Raw genomic sequence first — 22,166 nt, forward strand, 5'->3', positions numbered from 1 at the left:
GCATCCACGCGCCGGGCTCCCCTCGTCGGGGCCCGCTGCCTGGTCCATTTACGACGACGGTGTCCGCCCCTGTGCCCGGCCCGGCGCAGGGCGTACTCTCATCGGATGGGCAACCATGAGCCTGAACTGAAGGCGTTCTACGACCGGCAGGCGCCCGAGCGCGACCGGCGCTGGAGGGATCCCCGCAGGGACGCAGCCCGGCAGGAGTTCATTGCCTCCCTGGTCGCAGCCCGGCGGCACAGCGTGTTGGAGATCGGCTGCGGCACCGGCACGGACGGGCTCGCGTTCAAGGCCGCGGGAATCCATTACACCGGCGTGGATCTGTCCGAGCAGAACGTCCGGCTGGCCCGGACGAAGCATCTGGAGGCGGTGGTCGGCTCGGCCCGGGAGTTGCCGTTCGCCGGGGGAACGTTCTCCGCGGGCTGGACCATGAGCACGCTGCTGCACATCCCCGACCAGGACCTGCCCGATGTTCTCGCCGAAACCATGCGGGTGTTGGCCTCGGGCGCTCCGCTGGCGGTCGGGCTCTGGTCCGGCGACGATGAGGAGGGCATCGTTGCCGACGACGACTTCGAACCGCGCCGCTTCTACAGCCGCCGCAGCGACGCAACCGTCCGGCGGCTCTTCGGGGAGCACGGCCTGATCTCCGGTTTCACCACCTGGGAGCGGCCGGAGTCCGACCGGCACTATCAGTTCTTTATCCTGACCAAGCCGTAAGCGGCAGGCTCCGCGGCACGGAAGGTCCGTCACGAAGCTCCTGCGGCGGGTCCGGTGTCGCTAGGCTGATGGGATGGCCCACATCATCACCATCTCCGGCATGCTGCCGGCCGTCGATCCGTCCGCCTTCGTCGCCCCCACGGCGACGCTCAGCGGCGACGTGGCGCTGGCAGCCGACTCCAGCGCCTTCTACGGCGTCAGCGTCCGCGGCGACACCGCTCCCATCCGCGTCGGCGAGCGCAGCAACCTGCAGGACAACGTGGTCCTGCACGCGGACCCCGGTTTCCCCTGCACCGTCGGCGCCGGCGTCAGCGTCGGCCACGCCGCCGTGATCCACGGCTGCACGATCGAGGACAACTGCCTGATCGGCATGAGCGCCACGGTCATGAACGGCGCGGTGGTCGGTGAGGGTTCACTGGTGGCAGCCGGCGCCGTCGTGCTGGAGGGCACACAGATCCCCCCGCGTTCGCTCGTCGCGGGTGTCCCGGCCAAGGTCCGCCGCGAACTGAGCGAGGACGAGTACCAGTCGGTGTTGGACAATGCCGCCCGCTATGTGGAAATCGCCGCCTTGCACCGCGACGCGATCGACGACGCCGCGGAGGCGTAGCCGCCGAGAGCCCGGTCAGGCCGTGGATTGCTGCAGGTGCCTGGCCGGATCGAGGGTCTCAAACGCGGCCGTGCCGATCATGAACGTGCCGCGCTGCGGGACCCAGAAGCCGCCCAGCCTGGCCTGCTCGGGAAGCGGTCCCGGCGGCCCGAAGTCCGTTGCCCCCAGCCGTGCACTGCTGTTGTCGATGAACCAGAGCCGGCGCGGGGCGGCGCGGAACCGCTGCCGGTTCGGGGCGGTCCCCGCCAGCCGCATCCGCCCCAGCCGCAGTGCCGGGCCTGACATAACGCCCATGGCGGCCAGGAAGGGACCACTCTTCCACAGCCGGTCCGGCGTCTTGGCCGTCATTCCGGACATGAGCCGGGTGACCGGGGTGTCCGAGACGGTTGCGTCCCAAGAGAAGTCGATGTCCGGGATGGACACGGTGAAACCGCGCGGCCCGGTCCAATCAACCGCGATGGCGTGCACCGAGGTGTGCCGCAGTCCGCTGCCGAAATACCGGGGACAGGATTTTTCCGCCGGCACCGTGGTGAAGATGCTCCAGTTTTCGGCGGGGTCACGCAGCCACACGGAGGTGTAGCCGGGGCCGACCGAGGTGACCGGAAACCGCCGCAGCCCCAGCACATGGCCGGAGGAGAAGGTCAGCCCCGACACGACGTAACCGAAGAACCGTTCGTCGTCGCCGGCGGGAAGCCGTGCGTTGCGTTCCAGATCGTTGACAGTGAGCCTGAGGTCTTCCATGTCATTCGCCTCCGCGCTTTGCGGCCAGTCTACGCTCGGGAAAAGCCGGCCGGATCGGTGGCAAGGTTCGGCCGCACACGGGCCGCGCCGAGGCAGTTGCGTTAACTTCTTGACTACAATGCGGCACTGCCGCACGCTTTTCTGTATGCGAGCCGATCACCCGTCCACCCTCGAGGCCCCGCAGCCTCCGGTGCCGCGCACACCCCAGCTCCGGCCGGGATCCCAAAGCGCCCTGCGGCGGCGGAACAGCCAACGGGTCCTGCAGGCGCTGATGTCACGCGGCCCGCTTACCCAGGCCGAACTGTCCCGGCAAACGGGGCTGTCCACCGCCACGGTCTCCAACATCGTCAAGGCGATGGCCGACGACGGACTTGTCAGCACTGCGCCCACCACGAGTTCCGGCCGCCGCGCCCTGTCGGTCCTGCTCGACGGCCGTGGCGCGGTTGCCGTCGGAGTGGATTTCGGCCGCCGGCACGTGCACGTGGTGCTGGTCAGCCTCGACCACCAGGTGCTCGCCGAAGGCGCCGTCGAATTGCCGCTCGGCCACGGGGCCGAGCAGGGCATCGACACCGCCGCCCGGCTGGCGCAGCGGCTGTTGGATGAAAACTCCGTTTCCCCCCGGGCCGTGATCGGGGTGGGCGCAGGCATACCGGGCCCGATCGACCGGAGGACCGGCACCGTGATCCACGGTGCCATCCTGCCTGAATGGGTGGGCATCAACCTGCTGGCCCGCCTGCGGGAGAGGTTCGGCACCGACGTCTTCGTGGACAACGACGCAAATCTGGGCGCCCTCGCCCAAGTCAGCTGGGGCCCCTACCAGCACGCGCAGAACCTGGTCTTCCTGAAGATCGGATCCGGGATCGGGGCCGGCCTGGTCCTCAACGGCAAGCTCTATTACGGCCATGTCGGCGTCACGGGCGAGGTAGGCCATGCCACGGTCGCCGAACACGGCATCATCTGCCGGTGCGGCAACCGCGGGTGCCTGGAGACGGTGGCCTCCACCTCCACCATGATCGACCTCCTCAGTCGCGGCCGCGGCGAGCCCATCGGCACCGAGGACATCGTCCGGATCGCACTGGAGGGCGACCCGGCCGTCCTGCGCGTGATCGATGATGCGGGCCTGGCCGTGGGACGCGCCCTCGCCAACGTCTGCAACCTGCTCAATCCCGAGGTCATCGTGGTCGGCGGTTCGCTGACGGGCCTCGGCAGCATCCTGCTGGACCCGATACGGCGCGGGCTGCTGCGCCACGCGGTTCCGGTCGTCGGAGAATCCACGGAGTTGGCGATGTCCACCTTGGGCAGCCGGGCCGAGGCGTTGGGCGCTGCGACGCTGGTGCTTCAACAGGCCGAACTCCCCGTCGCCTAAGCACGGACGGGACCCTCCCGGGATCGTGTTTGCGTTCAACTCTTGACGACAAGGTGTGTGACGGAGTTAACTTCGGTACTAAGCCACACATCCGTGTGCGGGTCTTTTGCCGACCCCGTGGCCATGACTGCTGATTGATGGAGGCGTTTATGCGACGCAAATCTTTGCTCGCCGGCGTTGCGGCCGCGGGTTTGCTCCTGTCCGCGTGCGGCGGCGGAAGCGCGGTGGACGAAGCCAACTCTGAGGAAGCGTCGGGGTCGGTAGGAGTCTTCACCTGGTGGGCGGACGGTTCCGAGAAGGTCGGGCTGGATGCGCTGGTGGAAATCTTCACCGAACAGTATCCGGAGCTGAAGTTCGACAACCTTGCCGTCGCCGGCGGCGCCGGCAGCCAGGCCAAGAGTGTGCTGGCGGCCAACCTGAAGTCGGGCAATCCGCCGGACTCGTTCCAGGCGCATGCCGGAGCCGAGCTGCAGGACTACATCGCCGCCGACCAGCTGGAGGACCTGACTTCCTTCTACGAGGACGCCCAGCTCAACGAGGCGTTCCCCCAGGACCTGCTGGACCGGCTGACCGTTGAGGGCAAGATCTACTCCGTCCCGTCGAATATCCACCGGGCCAACGTGGTGTGGGCCAACGTGGACGTGCTGGAGGACGCCGGCCTGGATCCGAACAGCCCGCCGGCCGATCTCGACGCCTGGTTCGCGGACATGGACAAGATCAAGGAGGCGGGGAAGACCCCGCTGGCCGTGGCCGGCACCTGGACCCAGGTCCAGCTGTTCGAGAACATCCTGCTCGCCACCCTTGGCGCCGAGGGCTACAACGGGCTCTGGGACGGCACCACCGACTGGTCCGGCCCCGACGTGACCGAGGCGATCGAGAACTACAAGAAGACCCTCAGCTACACCAACTCCGACCGTGACACCCTCAGCGACTGGGGTCCTGCCACCCAGTTGGTGGAGGACGGCGCCGCCGCCTACAACGTGATGGGCGACTGGGCCGAAGCCAAGTTCGCGCAGGACGGCAAGAAGCCCGGTGAGGACTACGTCTACTTCCCCACCCCGGGCACCGACGGCATCTTCGACTTCCTGGCCGATTCATTCACGCTGCCCAAGGGTGCTCCCAACCCGGCCGGTGCCGAGGCGTGGCTGACCACCATCTCCAGCGTTGAGGGCCAGCAGGCATTCAACGCGGCGAAGGGCTCCATCCCGGCCCGCACCGACGTGCCGTCCGACGAGTTCGGCGAATACCAGCAGAGCGCCATCGAGGACTTCTCGTCCGACACCATCGTGTCCTCGCTGGCCCACGGCGCCGCCGTGCCGGTGGCCTGGCTGAACGAGCTGAGCACCGCCGTCAGCAAGTTCGGCGGCCCGCAGGACGTGGCTGCCCTGCAGGAATCCTTGGCGTCCATCGCCGAGAAGTTCATGCAGTAGCCAGGACGCCCCGGAAGGGCGGGCGCGGCACCACCACCGCGCCCGCCCTTCCATGTCAGACCGGCGTGTACGGCGGCACTAGGAGAAGTCCATGTTCAAGAAAGTGAAGACCTGGGGACCGGGGCTGGCCCTGATCGCCCCTACCCTCATCCTGCTGGCGGTCTTCGTCTACGCGTTGATCGCGGAAAACGTCCGCATCTCGATGACCAACCAGCACACGGCCCGGCCGTCGTCGGAATTCGTCGGCCTGGAGAACTACCTCCGGCTGTTCGGGGACGCAGATTTCCAGCACGCACTGCGCAACCTGCTCCTGCTGACGGTGGTGTTCCTGGCCGGCACGCTGATCTTCGGCTTCCTCTGGGCCTGGATTCTGGAGCGGCCCGGCGCCGGCGAGGGGCTGTTCCGCTCGGTCTACCTCTTCCCGATGGCGGTGTCCTTCATCGCCTCGGGCGTGGTCTGGCGCTGGCTGCTGTCAAGCCTGCAGACCAGCGAGCCCGGCGGTGAGCGTGCCACAGGGTTGAACCGGCTGCTGGACAGCACGGGGCTCGGCTTCCTGCAGAACAGCTGGTGGTCCGATCCCAACTGGGGCATTGCCGCCATCGCCGTGCCGGCCATCTGGCAGCTCTCCGGCTACGTGATGGCCCTGTTCCTGGCCGGATTCCGCGGCATCCCGGAAGAACTGCGCGAGGCGGCGCGGATCGACGGCTGCAGCGAGTGGAAGCTCTACCGTCACGTGATCTTTCCGCAGCTGAGCCCGGTGATGCTCTCGGCTGTCATCATCATCGGCCATATGTCGTTGAAGCTGTTCGACCTGATCCGGGCGATCGTTCCCGACGCCAATACCTACGACATCCAGGTCCCGGCCACCATGATGTGGGTCAAGTACATCGGCAGCGACTACGCCGACTCGGCCGCCATCGGCACCATCATGCTGGTGCTGGTCGCGCTGGTGGTCGTCCCGTACCTCGTCTACACCTCACGGCAGGAGAAGCGCTGATGGCCACTGCAACTGTCCCGCCACCCGTCGAGGTTGCCCGGCCCCGGCCGGCGGCTCCCCGCACCGGCCGGCAGAGGATGAACCGGACGCTCAAGTACTCCATCCTGCTGCTCTTCGTGTTTGTGGTGCTGATTCCGGCCTACGTCCTGTTCATTACCAGTTTCAAGGGCCCGTCCGACGCCGATCCTTCCACCGCGTGGCTCTTCCCGACGACGTGGGAAACCGCGGGCTGGGCCAAGGCCTGGGACACCCTGGGCCCGGCGTTGGGCCGCACCTTCGCCATGGTCATCCCCGCCTCGATCATCTCGGCCCTGCTCGGATCGATGAACGGGTTCGTGCTCTCCCGCTGGCGCTTCCCCTACGCCAACGTGGTTTTCACCCTCATCCTGTTCGGCATGTTCATCCCGTACCAGGCCGTGATGATCCCGTTGACCCAGCTGATGCAGGGTCTCGGGGTGCCCAACGGCATCCCCTCGCTGCTGGTGCTGCACATCGTTTACGGTTTGCCGATCTGCACCCTGATCTTCCGCAACTACTACGAATCCGTGCCGGCCGAGCTGATCGAAGCGGCGCGCATGGACGGAGCCGGGCTGCTGCGCACCTACGCCTCGGTGATCCTCCCGGTCTCCGCCCCGGGCTTCGTGGTGGTGCTCATCTGGCAGTTCACCTCCGCCTGGAATGACTACCTGTTCGCGGCGTTCTTCTCCTCCGGCTCCAACGGCCCGGTCACCATCGCGCTGAGCTTCCTGGCCGGCGGACAGCTGACCGACTACGCCGCGTCGATGGCGGGCGCGCTGATCGCCTCGCTGCCCACGCTGCTGGTCTACATCATCCTGGGCAAGTACTTCGTCGGCGGCCTGATGAGCGGTTCCGTCAAGGGCTGAGCGGCTCCCCCAACAACACCTGGCGCCTGCCTCCCCGGGGGAAGCAGGCGCCAGGTGTTGTTGTGATCGGGCCTAGATGTTGTGGCTGCCGCCCTCGCCGCGGCGGGTGTCGTCGGCAGCCCGGGCGCCGTCGTTGCGCGCGTCATCGACATGCCGGCCGCCGTCGTCGCCGTACCCCGCGGCCGTGTCTACACCGCGGTCGGGGTCGGCGTCGCCGCGGTGGGCGCCGCCGTCGTGCTTGCGGTCTTTCCGGGCGTCCCGGTCGTTGGTGTTGACGTCGGGGTCCAGGTCATCGGCGCGGCGCAACTGCTCTTCGCTCTCCTGCCGGATTCCCTGGGCGTCGGCCTGCCGCCGCTCGGCAGCCTGGCGCAGGCGGTCGGCTTCAATCTTGGCACGCTCGGCTTCGACGTCCGCCCGCTGGGCCTCGGCCTGCGCCTGGGTGGCGTCCGCCTGGCGTTCCCGCGCCTCGACGGAGGACACCTGCGCGTTCTGCCGCAACTCCGCTGCTTCCCTGCGGTTCTCTTCCTGCTTCTCGTACTTCCGCTTGGTGTTCCGCTTCTGCGCAAAGAAGACAATGACTCCGATGATGATCAGGAGTACAACTATCGCAATGATGATTCCGACGATCATGCCTGTATCCATGGTGCGGGCTCCTCCTCGTTGTGGCGAAATTACTGAGCCTGCTTACTTTGTACCATCGATAGGTCCACATCGGTAGGGCAGCGAGGCACGTGTCAGGACGGGACAAAGGCCAATCGGTGCCCATGGACGTCCAGCCCGCCGGCCGCCAAGATGGAGCCATGGCAGAACTGCCCCGGATCGTCACCCCGCCCTGCGCCCGGCCCGGAGCGCCGGATCCGCGCGCAGCCACCGGGCGGACGCTGCGCTGGGGCGTGGTCTCCACCGGGGCCATCGCCACCCGGGTCACCGAGGACATCGCCCGGCTGGAGGATGCCGTGCTGCAGGCGGTCAGTTCCCGCAACCAGGCCAACGCGGTGGCCTTCCAACGGCGTTTCGGCTTCGCGACCGCCTATTTCGACGGCGACGCCGGCAAGGGCTACGACCAGCTTTTCGCCGACCCGGACGTCGACGTGGTCTACGTGGCCACTCCGCACGGCCAGCATTACGAGATCGCGGGACGCGCGCTGCAGGCCGGCAAGCACGTGCTGTGCGAAAAGTCCCTGACCATCAACGCCCGGGAAGCCCTGGAGCTGACGGAACTGGCGGCCGCGCGGGGACTGTTCCTGATGGAGGCGGTCTGGACGCGCTTCCTGCCGATCATCAACCGCGTCTGGGACATCCTCGCGTCCGGCGAACTCGGCGAGGTCCGCTGGGTGCAGGCCGACCTCGGATTCCCGGCGGTCTACGACCCGGCCGCCCGGCTGTGGAATCCGGCAGCCGGCGGCGGAGCGCTGCTGGATCTGGCGGTCTATCCGCTGACCTGGGCGCTGGGCACCCTGGGTTTCCCGCAGACGGTGGCCGCCTCCGGCCATGTCAACGACGACGGCATCGATGCGCAGAACGCCATGACGCTCAGCTACGGTTCGGGTGCCCAGGCGCAGCTCGCGTGTTCGTTGCAGGCTGCCTCGCCGCGCACGGCCACCGTCGCCTGCACCGGCGGCTGGATCCGCAGCAACGCGCCGCTGCACAACCCCACCGAGCTGGCGGTCCAACCGCATTTGGGCCAGCCGCGGGTGGAAACCTTCCCGAGCGTCGGCCGCGGCTACGTTTTCGAGCTGCGCGAAGTCACCCGCTGCGTCCAGTCCGGCCTGCAGCAGAGCCCCACCATGCCCTGGGCGGACACCGTGGACACCATGCGGCTCTTCGACGGGGTCCGCGCCCAGCTGGGGGTCAGCTATGCCAATGACCGTGCGGTGCCGGTGACGGACTGAGCCGAAGAGCAGCGGGCCGACACGGCGGCAGCGGACCGACCCGGACAGCACGACGGCGGACGGCGCACCTTCCCGCGGGAGGTGCGCCGTCCGCCGTCGCAACGGGGTGGCTGCTGCCGGACGGGCGCCCGGCGCCGCCTACTTCTTTTCGGTCAGCGTGGCCACGATGCTGTTCAGCGTGGCCGACGGGCGCATGACCTCGGCGGCCTTGGCCGCATCCGGCCGGTAGTAGCCGTCCAGGTCCACCGGGGATCCCTGCACGGCGTTGAGCTCGCCGACGATGGCCCCTTCGTTCTGGGCCAGCTCGGAGGCAACGCCGGAGAAGGCCGCAGCCAGCTCGGCGTCGGCGGTCTGGTTGGCCAGTTCCTGCGCCCAGTACAGGGCCAGGTAGAAGTGGCTGCCCCGGTTGTCCAGCTCGCCGGCCTTGCGCTTGGGCGACTTGTTTTCCAGCAGGAACGTGCCCGTGGCCGCGTCCAGCGTGTCGGCCAGGATCTGCGCTCGGGCGTTGCCCGTGGAGGTGGCCAGGTGCTCGAAGGACACGGCCAGGGCCAGGAACTCGCCGAGCGAATCCCAGCGCAGGTGGTTCTCGGCCAGCAGCTGCTGGACGTGCTTCGGAGCGGATCCGCCGGCACCGGTCTCGAACAGGCCGCCGCCGTTGATCAGCGGGACGATCGAGAGCATCTTGGCGCTCGTGCCGAGCTCCAGGATCGGGAACAGGTCCGTGAGGTAGTCGCGCAGCACGTTGCCGGTCACCGAGATGGTGTCCTCGCCCTTGCGGAGACGCTCCAGGGTGAAGGCGGTGGCCTTCTCCGGGGCCATGATCTCGATCTGCAGGCCGTCGGTGTCGTGGTCCTTGAGGTACTCGTTCACCTTGGCGATCAGGTTGGCGTCGTGGGCGCGGGTTTCGTCCAGCCAGAACACGGCAGGAGTCTGGCTGGCGCGGGCGCGCGTCACGGCCAGTTTCACCCAGTCGCGGATCGGCAGGTCCTTGGTCTGGCAGGCGCGCCAGATATCGTTCGGGAACACCTGGTGCTCGATGAGCACGGTGCCGGCCCCGTCGACTACCTGCACGGTGCCGGCGGTCTGGATCTCGAACGTCTTGTCGTGGCTGCCGTATTCCTCCGCCGCCTGGGCCATCAGGCCGACGTTGGGGACGGTGCCCATGGTGGTCGGATCGTAGGCACCGTTGGCGCGGCAGTCGTCGATAACCACCTGGTAGATCCCGGCGTAGGAGCTGTCCGGCAGCACTGCCAGCGTGTCGGCTTCCTGGCCGTCCGGCCCCCACATGTGGCCGGAGGTGCGGATCATGGCCGGCATCGAGGCGTCCACGATCACGTCCGAGGGAACGTGGAGGTTGGTGATGCCCTTGTCGGAGTCCACCATGGCGATGGCCGGGCCCTCGTCCAGGCCCTTGTCGATCAGTTCCTGGACGCCCTTGCGGTCCTCGGCGTCCAGCGCCGCCAGCCCGTTCAGGATGGCGGCCAAGCCGTTGTTCGGGCTCAGGCCGGCAGCGGCAAGCTTGTCGCCGTAGGCTGCGAACAGCTCGGAGAAGTAGGCCTTGACCACGTGGCCGAAGATGATCGGGTCGGAGACCTTCATCATGGTGGCCTTCAGGTGCGCCGAGAAGAGCACGCCTTCTTCCTTGGCGCGGGCCACCTGGGCGGCCAGGAATTCGTCCAGCGCGGCGGCGCGCATGACCGTGCCGTCGATGACCTCGCCGGCCAGCACCGGGAAGGCGTCCTTCAGGACCGTGACGGTACCGTCCTCGGCCACCAGCTGGATCTTAATCTTGTCGTCGGCCGGCATGACCACCGACTTCTCGTTGGAGCGGAAGTCATCGGCGCCCATGGTGGCCACGTTCGTCTTGGAGTCGGCGGTCCAGGCGCCCATGCTGTGCGGGTTCTGGCGCGCGTAGTTCTTCACCGACAGGGGCGCGCGGCGGTCCGAGTTGCCCTCGCGCAGCACCGGGTTGACCGCCGAGCCCTTGATCTTGTCATAGCGGGCGCGGATGTCCTTCTCCTCGTCGGAGGACGGATCGTCCGGGTAGTCGGGCAGCGCGTAGCCGTGGCCCTGCAGCTCCTTGATGGCAGCCTTCAGCTGCGGCACGGAGGCGCTGATGTTCGGCAGCTTGATGATATTGGCTTCCGGCTGCTTAGCCAGTTCGCCCAGTTCGGCCAGGGCGTCGCCGATCCGCTGCTCGGGGGTGAGGTAGTCGCCGAAGACGGCGATGATACGGCCGGCGAGCGAGATGTCGCGGGTCTCCACTTCCACACCAGCCGTGGAGGCGTAGGCCTCAACGATCGGCAAGAACGAATAGGTGGCCAGCATCGGCGCTTCGTCGGTGTGGGTATAGATAATCTTGGCCATGGGTGAGGCGTCTCCCTGCAAAAGTGGGTCTCTTTGGTTACTCAACTCCTCCAATTTACCCGAGGAGGGCGGCCGGGCGCCGGTTGGAGACGCGCACACCGCAGACCGCGAGGCCGTCGGGAAGCCGTCGTGCCGCAGAAGTCACACGTGTCCGGACCGGTGCCGGCCCGGCACGACGGCGGTGCACCGCCTCCCGAGGGGCGCGACACCTGGCGCCCGGCACGACGGCGGTGCACCGACTCCCGAGGGGCGCGACGCCTGGCGGCCGGTGCCGGGCACGCAGGTTCCCTTGAACCTGCGCCCCGGCACCCTGCCGGCAAGGATTTTCGCCCGTTGACGAGGCCCCGCTGCCCAGCGGGGGGGACCGGTCAGTGGAAGAAGTGGCGTGCCCCGGTGAAGTACATGGTGATGCCGGCGGCGTCGGCCGCTGCCACCACTTCTTCGTCCCGGACCGAACCGCCGGGCTGCACTACGGCACGGATGCCGGCATCGAGGAGGATCTGCAAGCCGTCGGCGAACGGGAAGAACGCGTCCGATGCCGCCACGGCACCGCGGGCGCGCTCGGGCGCCCCGGAGCCCTGCACATTGGCCGCTCCCCCGGCAGTGTCGGCCCCGCCGTCGACCGCCACGCCGAGCGTATTGGCCCGCTCGACGGCCAGGCGGCAGGAATCCAGCCGGTTGACCTGGCCCATGCCGATGCCCACCGCGGCGCGGTTGGCCGCGACCAGGATGGCGTTGGACTTCGCGGCCCGGACAGCGCGCCAGGCGAAGGCCAGATCCGCCAAGGTCGCCTCGTCGGCGGCCTCGCCGGCGGCCAGCGTCCAGTTGGCAGGGTCGTCGCCGTCGGCGTCGATCCGGTCGGAGGCCTGCAGCAGCATGCCGCCGGAGACCTGCTTGTACTCGACCGTGTCCCGGGCAAAGCCGTCCGGCAGGACCAGCAGCCGGATGTTCTTCTTCTTCGACAGGATCTCGACGGCCTCCGGCTCGAAGCCCGGGGCGACAACCACCTCGGTGAAGATGTCCTTGACGGTATTGGCCATGCCGGCGGTCACCGTTCGGTTTGCGGCGATGACGCCGCCGAATGCGGACACGGGGTCGGTCGCGTGGGCCTTCGCATGCGCATCCGCAATGGGATCGGCGGCGCCCGGGGACGCGACGGCGATGCCGCAGGGGTTGGCGTGCTTGACCACCGCGACGGCCGGCTCGGCGAAGTCAAAGGCCGCGCGCACGGCGGCGTCGGCGTCGACGTAGTTGTTGAAGCTCATCGCCTTGCCGTGCAACTGTTCGGCCTGCGCGATGCCCGGCTCGGCGCCGGTCTCCGCATACAGCGCGGCGGCCTGGTGCGGGTTCTCGCCGTAGCGCAGCGACTCCGAGCGCTCCAGTGCCAGGCCGGCGTACGGCGGGAACGCCGGCGCCGCCTCGACGGCCTCGGCGTCGTCGCCGAACTGCTCGGCGGTCCACTTGGCCACGGCGGTGTCATAAGCGGCGGTGTGGGCGAAGGCCAACGACGCCAGCCGGCGGCGGGTCTTCAGGTCGAATCCGCCGGAACTCGCCGCCTTCACCACGTCCGCGTACGCGGCGGGATCCACCACGACCGCCACGGACGGATGATTCTTCGCCGCGGCCCGCACCATCGAAGGGCCGCCGATGTCGATCTGCTCCACGACCTCGTCCTGGCTGGCGCCGGAACGCACCGTTTGCACGAACGGGTAGAGGTTGACCACCACGAGGTCGAAGGGCTCGATCTCGAGGTCGGTGAGCTGCCGGACATGGTCATCGAGGCGGCGGTCGGCCAGGATGCCGGCGTGAACGCGCGGGTGCAGCGTCTTGACCCGGCCGTCCAGGCACTCGGGGAAGCCGGTGATTTCGGAAACCTCGGTGACCGGGATGCCTGCGGCGGCGATCTTCTTGGCCGTCGAGCCGGTGGAAACGATGCCGACCCCGGCGCTGTGCAGGCCTTCCGCCAGCTCCTCCAGCCCGGTCTTGTCGTACACCGAGATCAACGCGCGGCGGATGGGAACACGGTCAAGCTGCTTCAGGCTCACACAAATCTCCAAGGAAGGATGGCTTCGGGGATGCTCCAAGTCTAGCGTCGGGCTTCTGCCGGGCACCGAGTGTGAAGCGGATCCGCGGTGTGGGTAACCTCATGGGGACACGCAAAGGAGAACAGCACAACATGTCGGCACCGATGACTGAGGACGCGGCACTGCGGATCGGTCGCTTTTCGCTCGTGGTCTGGCTGCTGGGTCTCCTGATTCTGTGCGGCGCGCTCGGCTTCGCGGTCCCCCGCCTGCTGCCGCACCTTTTCACCGCCGCGGCCGCCACGGGCGCCGACCCCGGTCCGGCGGCCGAACCGGCGGCAGGGAACGCCCCGGATCCCGCGCCCGGCGCCGGGGAAGCGACCGGCACGGCGTCGGCGGCGGCCGGGGAGGGAACCGTGGCAGAAGCCGGCGGCCCCGGCAGCTATGCAGGATCCGGCAACGCGGTCCTCGGCTACCAGCGGCCGGCCGGTTACGACGGTCCGTTCGAGATCGTCATCGACAGCGGCGTGGATGCCAGCGTAGCCGTGGACGACCCGGAGAACCCCGACTGGCCGGTCCACTTCCTCTACAACTCCGGCGACCGGGACGAACCCTCGGCCGGTCTCCTGGCCACCGCGCGGCATGAATTTTCACTGCATGTCGAGGCGGACGGCGACTGGCGCCTGGAGGTCCGCCCGGTCGCTTACGCCGTACCGAAAGACGGTAGGGTCGCCGGCTCCGGCCCTGCCCTGGTGCGCTACGAGGGCGATGAGGTACTGGCCGAATTCACCTACACCGGTGACGCCAACATCGCCGTCTACACCTGGCAGGAATCGCGTCGAAACCTGGTGGTCAACAAGATCGGCACCAGCACCACACGGTTCTCCTGGCAGCCGTACCCGGTGACGTATTTCCTGGTGGACACCAGCGAGGGCAGCTGGAGCCTGGACATCGGGCGCTGAGAACTGCGCCAAACCCGCGGCCAAAGCGCCCAGTCCCTGCAACTGTGCCTAAAGTAGAGCCAGATCCCGATCCGTTCCTTAAGGGGAGAGACCCATGTCTTTTGCTGAAACGCTTGACCAAGCGTTCAAGGCCCGCATCCCCGTGCTGTATGTCGAAAGCCATGAAGAAGCACGCGTGCACGCCGAAGTGCTCAAGTGCGCCGCCGCGCTGCGCACCCCGCGCCCCGTCTGGACGTGGAACGCCAGCAGCGGGCTCCTCTCCCCCAGCGACGGCCAGCAGTCCAACACCACGGCCCCGGCGCGTGCCCTGGACCGGGTGCTCGGCGCGCACGATCCGGGCGTCTTCATCTTCTTCGACCTGCACGCCTACTTCGGCACCGACCAGCGCCCGGCGGACCCCGAGGTGGTCCGGAAGGTCCGCGAGGTCTCTGCCGCCTTCCGGCAGGGCACCACCGGTCGGGTGCTGATCATCGTCGCCCCGGTGCTGCGCATTCCGCCCGAACTGGACAAGGCCGTCACGTTGGTCGACTTTCCGCTGCCCAGTCATGACGAAATCAAGGCCATGCTGGCGCACATGATCAGCCAGAATTCCGACGGCGGACGGATCAAGGTCAGCCTGGGTGAAGCCGACCAGGAGAACATGGTGCAGGCGGCCCTGGGCCTGACCATGGCCGAAGCCGAGAACGCCTTCGCGCGGGCGATGGTCGACGACGGCGAGCTGACCGCGCACGACGTGCACGTGGTGCTGGACGAGAAGCGCCAGACCATCCGCAAGTCCGGGCTGCTGGACTACGTAGACGTGAACATCAGCCTGGACGAGGTCGGCGGGCTGAACAACCTCAAGCGGTGGCTGGCCAAGCGAAAGGGATCCTGGCTGGATGCCGCTGCCGACTTCGGCCTGCCCGCGCCCAAGGGCGTGCTGATCACCGGCGTGCCCGGCTGCGGCAAGTCCCTAACGGCCAAGGCGATGGCGTCGGCCTGGGGGCTGCCGTTGCTGCGGATGGACATCGGCCGGGTCTTTTCCGGCCTGGTCGGCTCCAGCGAACAGAACATGCGCAACGCCATCGCCACCGCCGAAGCCATCTCGCCGGCGATCCTGTGGATCGATGAGATCGAAAAGGGTTTCTCCGGCACCAGCGGCGAGGGGGATTCCGGAACCTCCGCCCGCGTGTTCGCCTCGTTCCTGACCTGGATGCAGGAAAAGCGCCATCCGGTTTTTGTGGTCGCCACCGCCAACAACATCGACCGGCTGCCCCCGGAGTTCATGCGCAAGGGCAGGTTCGACGAAATTTTCTTCGTCGATCTGCCCAGTGACGCCGAACGCCGGGTGATTTGGCAGATCCAGATGGCCGGCAAGGGAACCGCCGCCAACCAACTGCACGCCGTCGCCAACGATCCGGCCGCCGTCGGGCTCCTCGCCGATGCCTCGGAAAACTATTCCGGTGCGGAAATCGAACAGGCGGTCGTCGCCGCGCTCTTCGATGCCTATGCCGAAGACCGCCCGGTCCGCCCGGACGACCTGCAGCGGGCCGTCGCCAACATGATTCCGTTGGCCATCACGCAGGCCGAGGAAGTGGGTGCCATCCGGCAGTGGGCTGCCTTGCGTGCCGTCGGTGCCACCGGCAGCGAGGATCTGGACGCGGACATTCGACAGCCGATCGACGCGGCGCCACCTGCCGGTGGCCTGCCCGCAGCAGCCTCCGGGCAGCCGGTACGCGGCGGCCGCACCGTGGACTTTTAGACAACACCCGACCCCTCGGAGGAAGAGCGATGGACCAGCAACAACTGATCGTCACGGTTAGGCCAGACGGCGCGGTATCGGCCGAGACCCGCAACATCTTCGGCGCCGAGTGCCTGGACTACATCACGGTTTTGGAGGATCTGCTGGAGGCCGAGAGCGTGTCCAGCTCCTACACCGAGGACTATCACCGCACCGCCGTCACTACCAGCGACTACGTCCGCAATGAGTCCGCAGACCGATAGCCCCGGCGTGCCCGGGCAGCCGCGCGTCCCGGTCCGGGAGCTCCCCATCAACAACGGCTGCGCCCCGGTGCCGTCCGACGCCGGCGTCATCCGGCACGCGCGGTTCCTCGCCGCCACCGAGGCCGAGGGACCGGGCCGGCGGGCCGCGCTCTGGCTGCAAGGCTGCTCCATCCGGTGTCCCGGCTGCTTCAACCCCCACCTGTGGGCCGCCCACGGGGCAGAGCTCGTCCCGACCCGGCAATTCGCCGCCGATCTCGTCGACCAAGCGGTGGCGGCGGGCGCCGAAGGCCTGACCCTGCTGGGCGGCGAACCCTTCGAACAGGCGGCGGCCAGCGCCGTCGTCGCGCGCGCTTTCCAGGCCGCCGGCCTGTCCGTGATGACGTTCACCGGCTACCTGCACCGTGACCTGCGGCGCTGGGCCGCGGACCGCGAAGACATTGCCGGGCTGCTCGCTGCCACCGACCTGCTCGCGGACGGACCGTACCTGAGGGACCGGCCGGAACTGCACCGGCCCTGGATCGGTTCAACCAACCAGGGCCTGACCGCGCTGACCGGCCGCTACCGTAACCTGCTGGAAGACATTCAGGCACAGCCCGACCGGATCGAGATCCGGGTCGCGGCCGACGGCACCGTCGGCCTGAACGGCTGGGCCACCGACGAACAATTGGACGCCCTGCTGACGGATCTGGGCGCCCGGGCCGACCGCCCGACCGCCCGCCACAGCCCGCTCGCCCCCGCCACCATGCCCCGCCCGGTTCCGGCCGGCGCCGAACCAGGAGAAACCCCATGAGCGTTTCCGTTCTGCTGATCCCCGCGGCCATCGCCGCCGTCGCCACGGTCAATGCCGCCCTCGAGGGCAGGGCCAAGAGCCGCACCGCGGACGCGGTGCCGGAGATTGCTGCCGTGCCCCAAATCCAGGTGCAAACCCGGATGCGGGACCTGAACCTGCTGCAGGCTGCCCTTGAAGATACGCAGGCGAAGGTTTCCCGTGTCACCGAGGCCTCCCTCGAGGCGGACTGGGCAGACGTGACGGCGGTCTTCGAACGCGACGCCGACGGCATTTGGCAGGTCCACTTCAGCGGTGAAGACGTCGACCGGCGGCGCGCGGCCGAGATCGTCCAGGCGATCGACGCCGCGTACGCGCGCCAAGTCCAGCAGGCGGTGCTGCAGAAGCTGCGGGAACGCGCGCACACCGCCGGCCTGGAGCTCGCATCGGAGAGGGTCGAGGAAGACCAGAGCGTCACCATGGTCCTGAATGTCCGCCGCTGACTCTCCCGCCGCCCTCGCGGGCCGGACCGGAACACCGCCCATTCCCTGGCTGGGCGTCGCCAGCCTGTGGCTGCTGCTGCCACTGCTCGGCCTCGGGGTCTTGGGCTGGGCCGGCTTCGTGATCATCGGCCTGCTGGCGCGCCGCGCCGCCTGGCTGTCCGCCGGCGGCCTCTACCTGGTGGCACTGCTGGTTTCGCTGTTCATGAACGAAGAGGCCGGCCCGACGGCCAGGCTCCTGCTCTGGGCCATCAGCTCACTGCATGCGCTGGGCATCAATCAGGCCTGGCTGCGCAACCGCTGGAACCAGGCGTCCCGCTCCTCCGGCAGCACGTGGAGTGCCCTCGTCCGCCGGACTCCAGCGGGCACCGGCATGGACAGCACGACGGCGATGCCCACCGCCGCTGCCATGTTCCGCCGTCGTCCCCGTCCCGCCGCTCCGCTCGCAGGGACTGCTCCGGCCCCCGCGGGGGCCGCGGCCGATCTCCTCAACGACCCCGGGCTCGACGCGGCAAGCTACTACGCCGAATCCGGCAGATCGGGAGCAGGCGCGTCTTCTGCGCTGCCGGCCGAGCCCGTGGACGTGAACTCGGCACCGGCGGCGGCCCTGCAGAAGCTGCCAGGGATCAGCAGGCACAAGGCGCGCAAGGTTGTGCGGTTGCGCCAGGAGCGTGGGCCCTTCCGCACCGTGGCGGACTTCGCCGACGCCTTGGAGGTGCGGGAACCAGAGCTGGCACGGCTGAACCGGTTGGTGGTCTGCAAGCTCCCGCCGGCCAAACCGGTGCCGTTTGGAAGGTCGGTGGATTACTGATGTCTTCGGCCCAACCGAGCCTGATGTGGAATCTGCGCCAGAGCCTCTGGCTGCTGGTCCCCTTGGGAACCTTCGGGTTCCTGGGCGGAGCTGCCTTGCTGGTGGTCGGTTCGCGGGCGGGGCGGCCGCTGTGGTGGATCCTCGGCCTGGTCCACCTCACCCTCACCGCCGTGGCCATTGCCTTGGTCGACGGCACCGGCGTGCAGGAAGAAATCGCCACGTGGCTGCTCCTGGCATGCTGGCTGGCCGGCAGCAGCTTCGCCCTGGCCATCAATCCCGAGTACCTGCGCTTCAAATGGGACCGCGACCGCGGCGCGGCCCGTCCTTCCCGCACCACGGGGTCAACAACACGGGCGCGCTCCGGCAGCCAGCTGAACTCCCGCGGGCGGTCTCGCAACCGGTCCGGCTCGGGCAGCCCCAGGTCCGAGCACCGTAGCCGTGCCGGTTCCCGCGACGGCGCCCCGGCACCCGGAGCCGGCACTGGCGGGGAATCCCGTTCGGCGCGGCCGGACGCGCCAGGTTTGCCTGGGCCACTTGGCCGGCAGGCTGCAGCTCCGGCGGCTGCCTCACGGGCGACGGCCGATGCCGCATTCAAACCAGTAGATGTTAATGCGGCCACCGCCCGCGAGCTCGAAACGCTGCCCGGATTCTCGCGTGCGCTTGCCAAGAAGGCCGTCCAGGTCAGGGAAAAGCGCGGCGGGTTCACCTCTGAACAGGACTTCGCCGCCGCCCTGGACCTGCCACCGCACATCTTCCAGCGGCTGCGCGGCCGCATCGCCTGCCGGCACCTGCCGCAGGCACCGCCGTCGTTCGGACGCGTAGTGGATTACTGACGCGGTACCTGGGCAGGCCCGGGTACCGCTTGGCACGTCCGACACGGACCAAGGCGCCAGTGCTCGGGCAACCTCCGGGACCCCGGCAGCATTTGGCGCTCCGTTAGTCAGCACTCTGCGCGCTCGGGGCCGAAACCGCGGACTGCGCCGAGACCGGCGAGGGCGCGCTCTGGGCCGAGACCGGGCTGGCGGGTGACTGCGCCGAGACCGGCGACGGCGCGCTCTGTGCCGAGACCGGGCTGGCCGGGCTCTCAGCCGTAGCGGCGGAGGCCGCTGTCTTCACATCCTGTCGGTCCAAATTCACCGCAGCCGGGGACACGCTGCTGCTCACGACAGGGGCAACAGCCGGTGCTTCCGGCGCCTGGACGATGCCCGGGCCCAGATCCTGGCTTCCGAACCCGGAGTCCGCGACGGCGGCACCGGCACCGATTGCCATGATGCCAAGGGTTCCGGTTGCGATCCACAGAGTGCGCTTGTTCATGTTGCTGCCTTTCATCGTGTGGTGAGGTGCTGATGAATCAACAATGCACGCCGAATGTGAGACGTTCGGGAGAACTCCATGAGAGCGTTCTCATCTGCCGCCCGCGACTAAAGTATCCATAGCTACTCCCTGGAAGGCCACGAATGACGCAGACCGCTCACCTGCCCACCGGCGACCAAATCGTGCAGGAACTCCCTTGGCGCTGGCGGGTGCAGGGCAAGATCTTCCTGCTTGGCGGCCTTGGCTTCATGTTCGACGCGTGGGACGTCACGCTCAACGGCGTCCTGATCCCGCTGCTGTCTGACCACTGGGACCTCGTTCCGGCCCAGGCCGCGTGGATCGGCACCGCGAACCTCATCGGCATGGCCCTGGGCGCCTTCATCTGGGGATCGATTGCCGACATCATCGGCCGTAAGACGGCGTTCACTGCCACGCTGCTGGTCTTCTCGCTCTTCACGGTCCTCGGAGCGTTCGCCCCGGACCTCGTCTGGTTCTGCGTTTTCCGGTTCATTGCGGGCTTCGGACTGGGCGGTTGTGTCCCCGTGGACTATGCGCTGGTCGGCGAATTCACGCCGCGGCGCCTTCGCGGGCGGGTCCTCACTGCCATGGACGGGTGGTGGCCGGTCGGGGCCGCGCTCTGCGGCGTCGTCTCGGCCCTCATCATGGCCACCGTGGCCGATTGGCGCTTCACCATGCTGATCATGGTGCTGCCGGCGCTGCTGGTCTTCTGGGTCCGCCGGGCCGTGCCCGAATCCCCGCTCTATCTGGTCAGCCGGGGCCGAACGGCGGAGGCCGAGCAGGTCATCAACAGTATGATCGAGCGAACCGGCGCAACCGTCCGCGAATGGCGGCTGCCTGAACCGAGCGAAGCGCCGCGCCTGTCGGCCGTCAACGTCCTGGCGCAGTTCCGCGCGGTCTGGAAATTCAACTGGAAAATTACGACTGCGGCGTGGGCCTTGTTCTTCAGCATCCTGCTGGTCTACTACCTTGCCCTGACATGGATGCCGATCATCCTCATCGACGCCGGGTTCGCCGCGGCGCGGGCCTTCCTGACCACGGCGGGCATGGCCGCCGTGGGCCTGGTCGGCGTCATCATCGCCGCCTACTTCGTCGAGAAGACCGGGCGGAAGTGGATCCTCGCCATCACCGGGCCGTTGTCCGCACTGACGCTGGTCGTCGTCGCGCTTCTCATCGATGTCCCCCCGGCGGTGGTGGCTCTGCTGCTGGCCTACGGCATGATCGTGCAGATTGCCATCCCCGTGCTCTACACCTACGTCTCCGAGCTCTACCCTACGGAGCTGCGCGGGTCGGGCTTCGGCTGGGCATCGACGTTCTCCCGCGTCGGCGCGGGCTTCGGCCCACTCATCTTCGCCTCGGTCATGTGGCCCTACCTCGGGCTGGCCTGGTCATTCGCCATCGCCGGAGTGCTGGTGCTGCTCGCAGTGTTGTGGATGGTGCGTTTCTCCCCCGAGACCAAGGGCGCCGAACTTCTCTAATTGCAACGCCCCCGCCCCGCCCCGCAGACGGCAGTGCGCCCTTCCGCATCAGGCGGAAGGGCGCACGTGGCTAGGATCCGACCGGGGTTTACTCCGGGATCTCGGCGTCCGGCGTCTCTTCGACCGACACCATCGACCACGCGCCGTCGGCGTAGTTGGCAGTCACCGTCAGAGTGGTGCCGTCCGAATCCCATTCCTTGGTCTCGACGGTCTGACCGTCCTTGTCCAGGGTGGTGCGGGCATCTTCCATGAACGGAACGACTGCGCTCAGGTTGCCCTCGTCGTCCTTGGCCTTATCCAACGCCACAACGTTCAGTGCTTTCGGCTGGCCGCCGGCAATCCAGCCGCCGTCCGCGTAAACAGCCTCGAGGGCGTCAGCTTCTGCCATGCAGCCTGTGCAATCCGCGGCAACCTCACGCATCAGATCTGCGTCACCGGTCTGGACCGCGTAATTCTTGGCGTCAAAGTAGTAGTACGTGAAGGAAGCCAGGCCTTCGGGCGAATCCTCGGCCATCCGGTCGTTCTTCTCCGGAGTCCGCACATTCTGCGCCGGCGCTTCGGTGGTAGCTGCTACCGGTTTGTTGCTGTCGGCTGGCTTGTCGGCACCGGCCTCGCTGCCACAGCCGACAAGCGTAATCGCCGCCACGGCCATCACGGCGCCGGACATCATCAACTTCTTCATGCTCTCCCCTGGAATAACGGTATGCGAGGGCCGACTGCCGCTCGTCTCGGTGGCGTCAGCACCGTCACATACCCTATCCGCGGGTAGGCCGGATATTATGAAAAAAGTGCTTCAAGTGCTGCATATCACAACACGCAATTGGCTCCGCGCTAACAGCCCGCCCCCTCGGGATTCTCAAGGCAATTATCTGCGTAGTTATTGACCACTGAACGCCAGACGCTGAGGTCAACAGGAGCTGATTCGAAATCGGCAGTGTTGGGAATCGGGATCTCTTGGCCCCCATTCACAGAGTAATAACCCCTGAAAGTAGTAGTCAGACGGATCTGAAAGTCTCCCGTTTGTTGGTAGATGTGGCTCGTCGCTGTCTGCTCGCCCCAACGCTCCACTGGCACAGGTCCACCTGGATCTGTAATGGGGCCAAAGCGACCCCCGTCCCCGTAAGTCCATGCATAGCCAACGGGCTCAACCCTGATAACGACTGCTTGTCCGAGCATACTCAGTTCGAAGAACTGCTCATCGGCCACGGCATAGATATTTGTGTGGGCTCCCCTCAGTGTGTGCTCATTCGGCTGAAGTAAGACCTCTCCAGCTATCACCGGCCGTTGCTCAAACTGATGCTGGATACGCGAG

The 22,166-nt window shown here is 67.8% G+C and carries 22 protein-coding genes; 15 read left to right on the forward strand and 7 right to left on the reverse strand.

The features are described from left to right. Positions 1-105 precede the first annotated feature (105 nt). Together AC5RTY_RS14325 and AC5RTY_RS14330 are read left to right on the forward strand one after the other, a co-directional pair. Positions 106-717: a class I SAM-dependent methyltransferase gene (locus AC5RTY_RS14325; RefSeq protein WP_494023609.1), complete on the forward strand. Its 612-nt coding sequence runs from the start codon at positions 106-108 to the stop codon at positions 715-717. A 73-nt stretch (positions 718-790) separates the two neighbouring features. Beyond that, complete coding sequence (locus AC5RTY_RS14330) at positions 791-1,324, forward strand: gamma carbonic anhydrase family protein (protein ID WP_494001515.1); 534 nt, start codon at positions 791-793, stop codon at positions 1,322-1,324. A gap of 15 nt (positions 1,325-1,339) precedes the next feature. On the opposite strand, the gene AC5RTY_RS14335 is transcribed toward AC5RTY_RS14330, so the two are convergent. Further along, positions 1,340-2,065: a hypothetical protein gene (locus AC5RTY_RS14335; RefSeq protein ID WP_494139736.1), complete on the reverse strand. Its 726-nt coding sequence runs from the start codon at positions 2,063-2,065 to the stop codon at positions 1,340-1,342. A 145-nt stretch (positions 2,066-2,210) separates the two neighbouring features. On the opposite strand from AC5RTY_RS14335, the gene AC5RTY_RS14340 reads away from it, so the two are divergent. The 4 genes from AC5RTY_RS14340 to AC5RTY_RS14355 all read left to right on the forward strand — a co-directional run bounded on the left by AC5RTY_RS14340 (position 2,211) and on the right by AC5RTY_RS14355 (position 6,742). After that, entirely contained in the window at positions 2,211-3,431 is a 1,221-nt protein-coding gene (locus AC5RTY_RS14340) for an ROK family transcriptional regulator (protein WP_494023606.1), read from the forward strand. 149 nt (positions 3,432-3,580) lie between these two features. After that, positions 3,581-4,861: an ABC transporter substrate-binding protein gene (locus AC5RTY_RS14345; RefSeq protein ID WP_494139737.1), complete on the forward strand. Its 1,281-nt coding sequence runs from the start codon at positions 3,581-3,583 to the stop codon at positions 4,859-4,861. 91 nt (positions 4,862-4,952) lie between these two features. Beyond that, the gene (locus tag AC5RTY_RS14350) at positions 4,953-5,858 is read left to right on the forward strand and encodes a carbohydrate ABC transporter permease (RefSeq protein ID WP_494014426.1); all 906 of its coding nucleotides are present in this window, start codon (positions 4,953-4,955) and stop codon (positions 5,856-5,858) included. Continuing rightward, positions 5,858-6,742: a carbohydrate ABC transporter permease gene (locus tag AC5RTY_RS14355; protein ID WP_494014427.1), complete on the forward strand. Its 885-nt coding sequence runs from the start codon at positions 5,858-5,860 to the stop codon at positions 6,740-6,742. Before AC5RTY_RS14350 ends, AC5RTY_RS14355 begins: the two co-directional genes overlap by 1 nt. Before the next feature lie 72 nt (positions 6,743-6,814). Here the strand turns inward: AC5RTY_RS14355 and AC5RTY_RS14360 are convergent, their stop codons facing one another. Beyond that, positions 6,815-7,384 carry a hypothetical protein gene (locus tag AC5RTY_RS14360; protein WP_494139738.1) on the reverse strand — a complete coding sequence of 190 codons (570 nt, stop codon included), beginning with the start codon at positions 7,382-7,384 and terminating at the stop codon, positions 6,815-6,817. Positions 7,385-7,542: 158 nt separating this feature from the next. Here AC5RTY_RS14360 and AC5RTY_RS14365 point away from each other — a divergent pair, with 158 nt between their 5' ends. Further along, positions 7,543-8,634: a Gfo/Idh/MocA family protein gene (locus AC5RTY_RS14365; RefSeq protein WP_494023603.1), complete on the forward strand. Its 1,092-nt coding sequence runs from the start codon at positions 7,543-7,545 to the stop codon at positions 8,632-8,634. A 138-nt stretch (positions 8,635-8,772) separates the two neighbouring features. Here the strand turns inward: AC5RTY_RS14365 and AC5RTY_RS14370 are convergent, their stop codons facing one another. Together AC5RTY_RS14370 and purH are read right to left on the reverse strand one after the other, a co-directional pair. Then, positions 8,773-11,001, reverse strand: a complete 2,229-nt coding sequence (locus AC5RTY_RS14370) for an NADP-dependent isocitrate dehydrogenase (protein WP_494023602.1) — start codon at positions 10,999-11,001, stop codon at positions 8,773-8,775. A gap of 368 nt (positions 11,002-11,369) precedes the next feature. Further along, positions 11,370-13,046, reverse strand: coding sequence for a bifunctional phosphoribosylaminoimidazolecarboxamide formyltransferase/IMP cyclohydrolase (gene purH / locus AC5RTY_RS14375; RefSeq protein WP_494139739.1), 1,677 nt, complete (start codon positions 13,044-13,046; stop codon positions 11,370-11,372). A gap of 131 nt (positions 13,047-13,177) precedes the next feature. Here purH and AC5RTY_RS14380 point away from each other — a divergent pair, with 131 nt between their 5' ends. From AC5RTY_RS14380 to AC5RTY_RS14410, 7 genes are all read left to right on the forward strand, one after another. After that, the gene (locus tag AC5RTY_RS14380) at positions 13,178-13,984 is read left to right on the forward strand and encodes a hypothetical protein (protein ID WP_494139740.1); all 807 of its coding nucleotides are present in this window, start codon (positions 13,178-13,180) and stop codon (positions 13,982-13,984) included. 94 nt (positions 13,985-14,078) lie between these two features. Then, positions 14,079-15,725 (forward strand): AAA family ATPase, encoded by a 1,647-nt coding sequence (locus AC5RTY_RS14385; protein ID WP_494139741.1) that lies wholly within the window; start codon positions 14,079-14,081, stop codon positions 15,723-15,725. Positions 15,726-15,754: 29 nt separating this feature from the next. After that, entirely contained in the window at positions 15,755-15,967 is a 213-nt protein-coding gene (locus tag AC5RTY_RS14390; RefSeq protein WP_494001527.1) for a DUF2997 domain-containing protein, read from the forward strand. Next, positions 15,948-16,757, forward strand: a complete 810-nt coding sequence (locus tag AC5RTY_RS14395; protein WP_494139742.1) for a 4Fe-4S single cluster domain-containing protein — start codon at positions 15,948-15,950, stop codon at positions 16,755-16,757. Before AC5RTY_RS14390 ends, AC5RTY_RS14395 begins: the two co-directional genes overlap by 20 nt. Next, positions 16,754-17,236, forward strand: a complete 483-nt coding sequence (locus tag AC5RTY_RS14400) for a hypothetical protein (protein ID WP_494139743.1) — start codon at positions 16,754-16,756, stop codon at positions 17,234-17,236. The genes AC5RTY_RS14395 and AC5RTY_RS14400 overlap by 4 nt, the downstream gene beginning before the upstream one ends. Next, positions 17,223-18,044, forward strand: a complete 822-nt coding sequence (locus tag AC5RTY_RS14405) for a ComEA family DNA-binding protein (protein WP_494139744.1) — start codon at positions 17,223-17,225, stop codon at positions 18,042-18,044. The genes AC5RTY_RS14400 and AC5RTY_RS14405 overlap by 14 nt, the downstream gene beginning before the upstream one ends. Next, positions 18,044-18,877: a ComEA family DNA-binding protein gene (locus tag AC5RTY_RS14410; protein WP_494139745.1), complete on the forward strand. Its 834-nt coding sequence runs from the start codon at positions 18,044-18,046 to the stop codon at positions 18,875-18,877. The genes AC5RTY_RS14405 and AC5RTY_RS14410 overlap by 1 nt, the downstream gene beginning before the upstream one ends. A gap of 103 nt (positions 18,878-18,980) precedes the next feature. On the opposite strand, the gene AC5RTY_RS14415 is transcribed toward AC5RTY_RS14410, so the two are convergent. After that, positions 18,981-19,358, reverse strand: coding sequence for a hypothetical protein (locus tag AC5RTY_RS14415; RefSeq protein ID WP_494139746.1), 378 nt, complete (start codon positions 19,356-19,358; stop codon positions 18,981-18,983). A 143-nt stretch (positions 19,359-19,501) separates the two neighbouring features. Between AC5RTY_RS14415 and AC5RTY_RS14420 the strand changes: the two genes are divergently transcribed. Beyond that, positions 19,502-20,854 carry an MFS transporter gene (locus AC5RTY_RS14420; protein WP_494139747.1) on the forward strand — a complete coding sequence of 451 codons (1,353 nt, stop codon included), beginning with the start codon at positions 19,502-19,504 and terminating at the stop codon, positions 20,852-20,854. Positions 20,855-20,942: 88 nt separating this feature from the next. Here AC5RTY_RS14420 and AC5RTY_RS14425 read toward each other — a convergent pair whose 3' ends face one another. After that, positions 20,943-21,521: a DUF6318 family protein gene (locus tag AC5RTY_RS14425; protein ID WP_494139748.1), complete on the reverse strand. Its 579-nt coding sequence runs from the start codon at positions 21,519-21,521 to the stop codon at positions 20,943-20,945. 164 nt (positions 21,522-21,685) lie between these two features. Continuing rightward, on the reverse strand, positions 21,686-22,060 hold the full coding sequence (locus tag AC5RTY_RS14430) for a hypothetical protein (RefSeq protein WP_494139749.1): 375 nt from the start codon (positions 22,058-22,060) through the stop codon (positions 21,686-21,688). Positions 22,061-22,166 lie beyond the last annotated feature (106 nt).

The organism is Arthrobacter sp. Y3224055 (genome assembly GCF_059090825.1).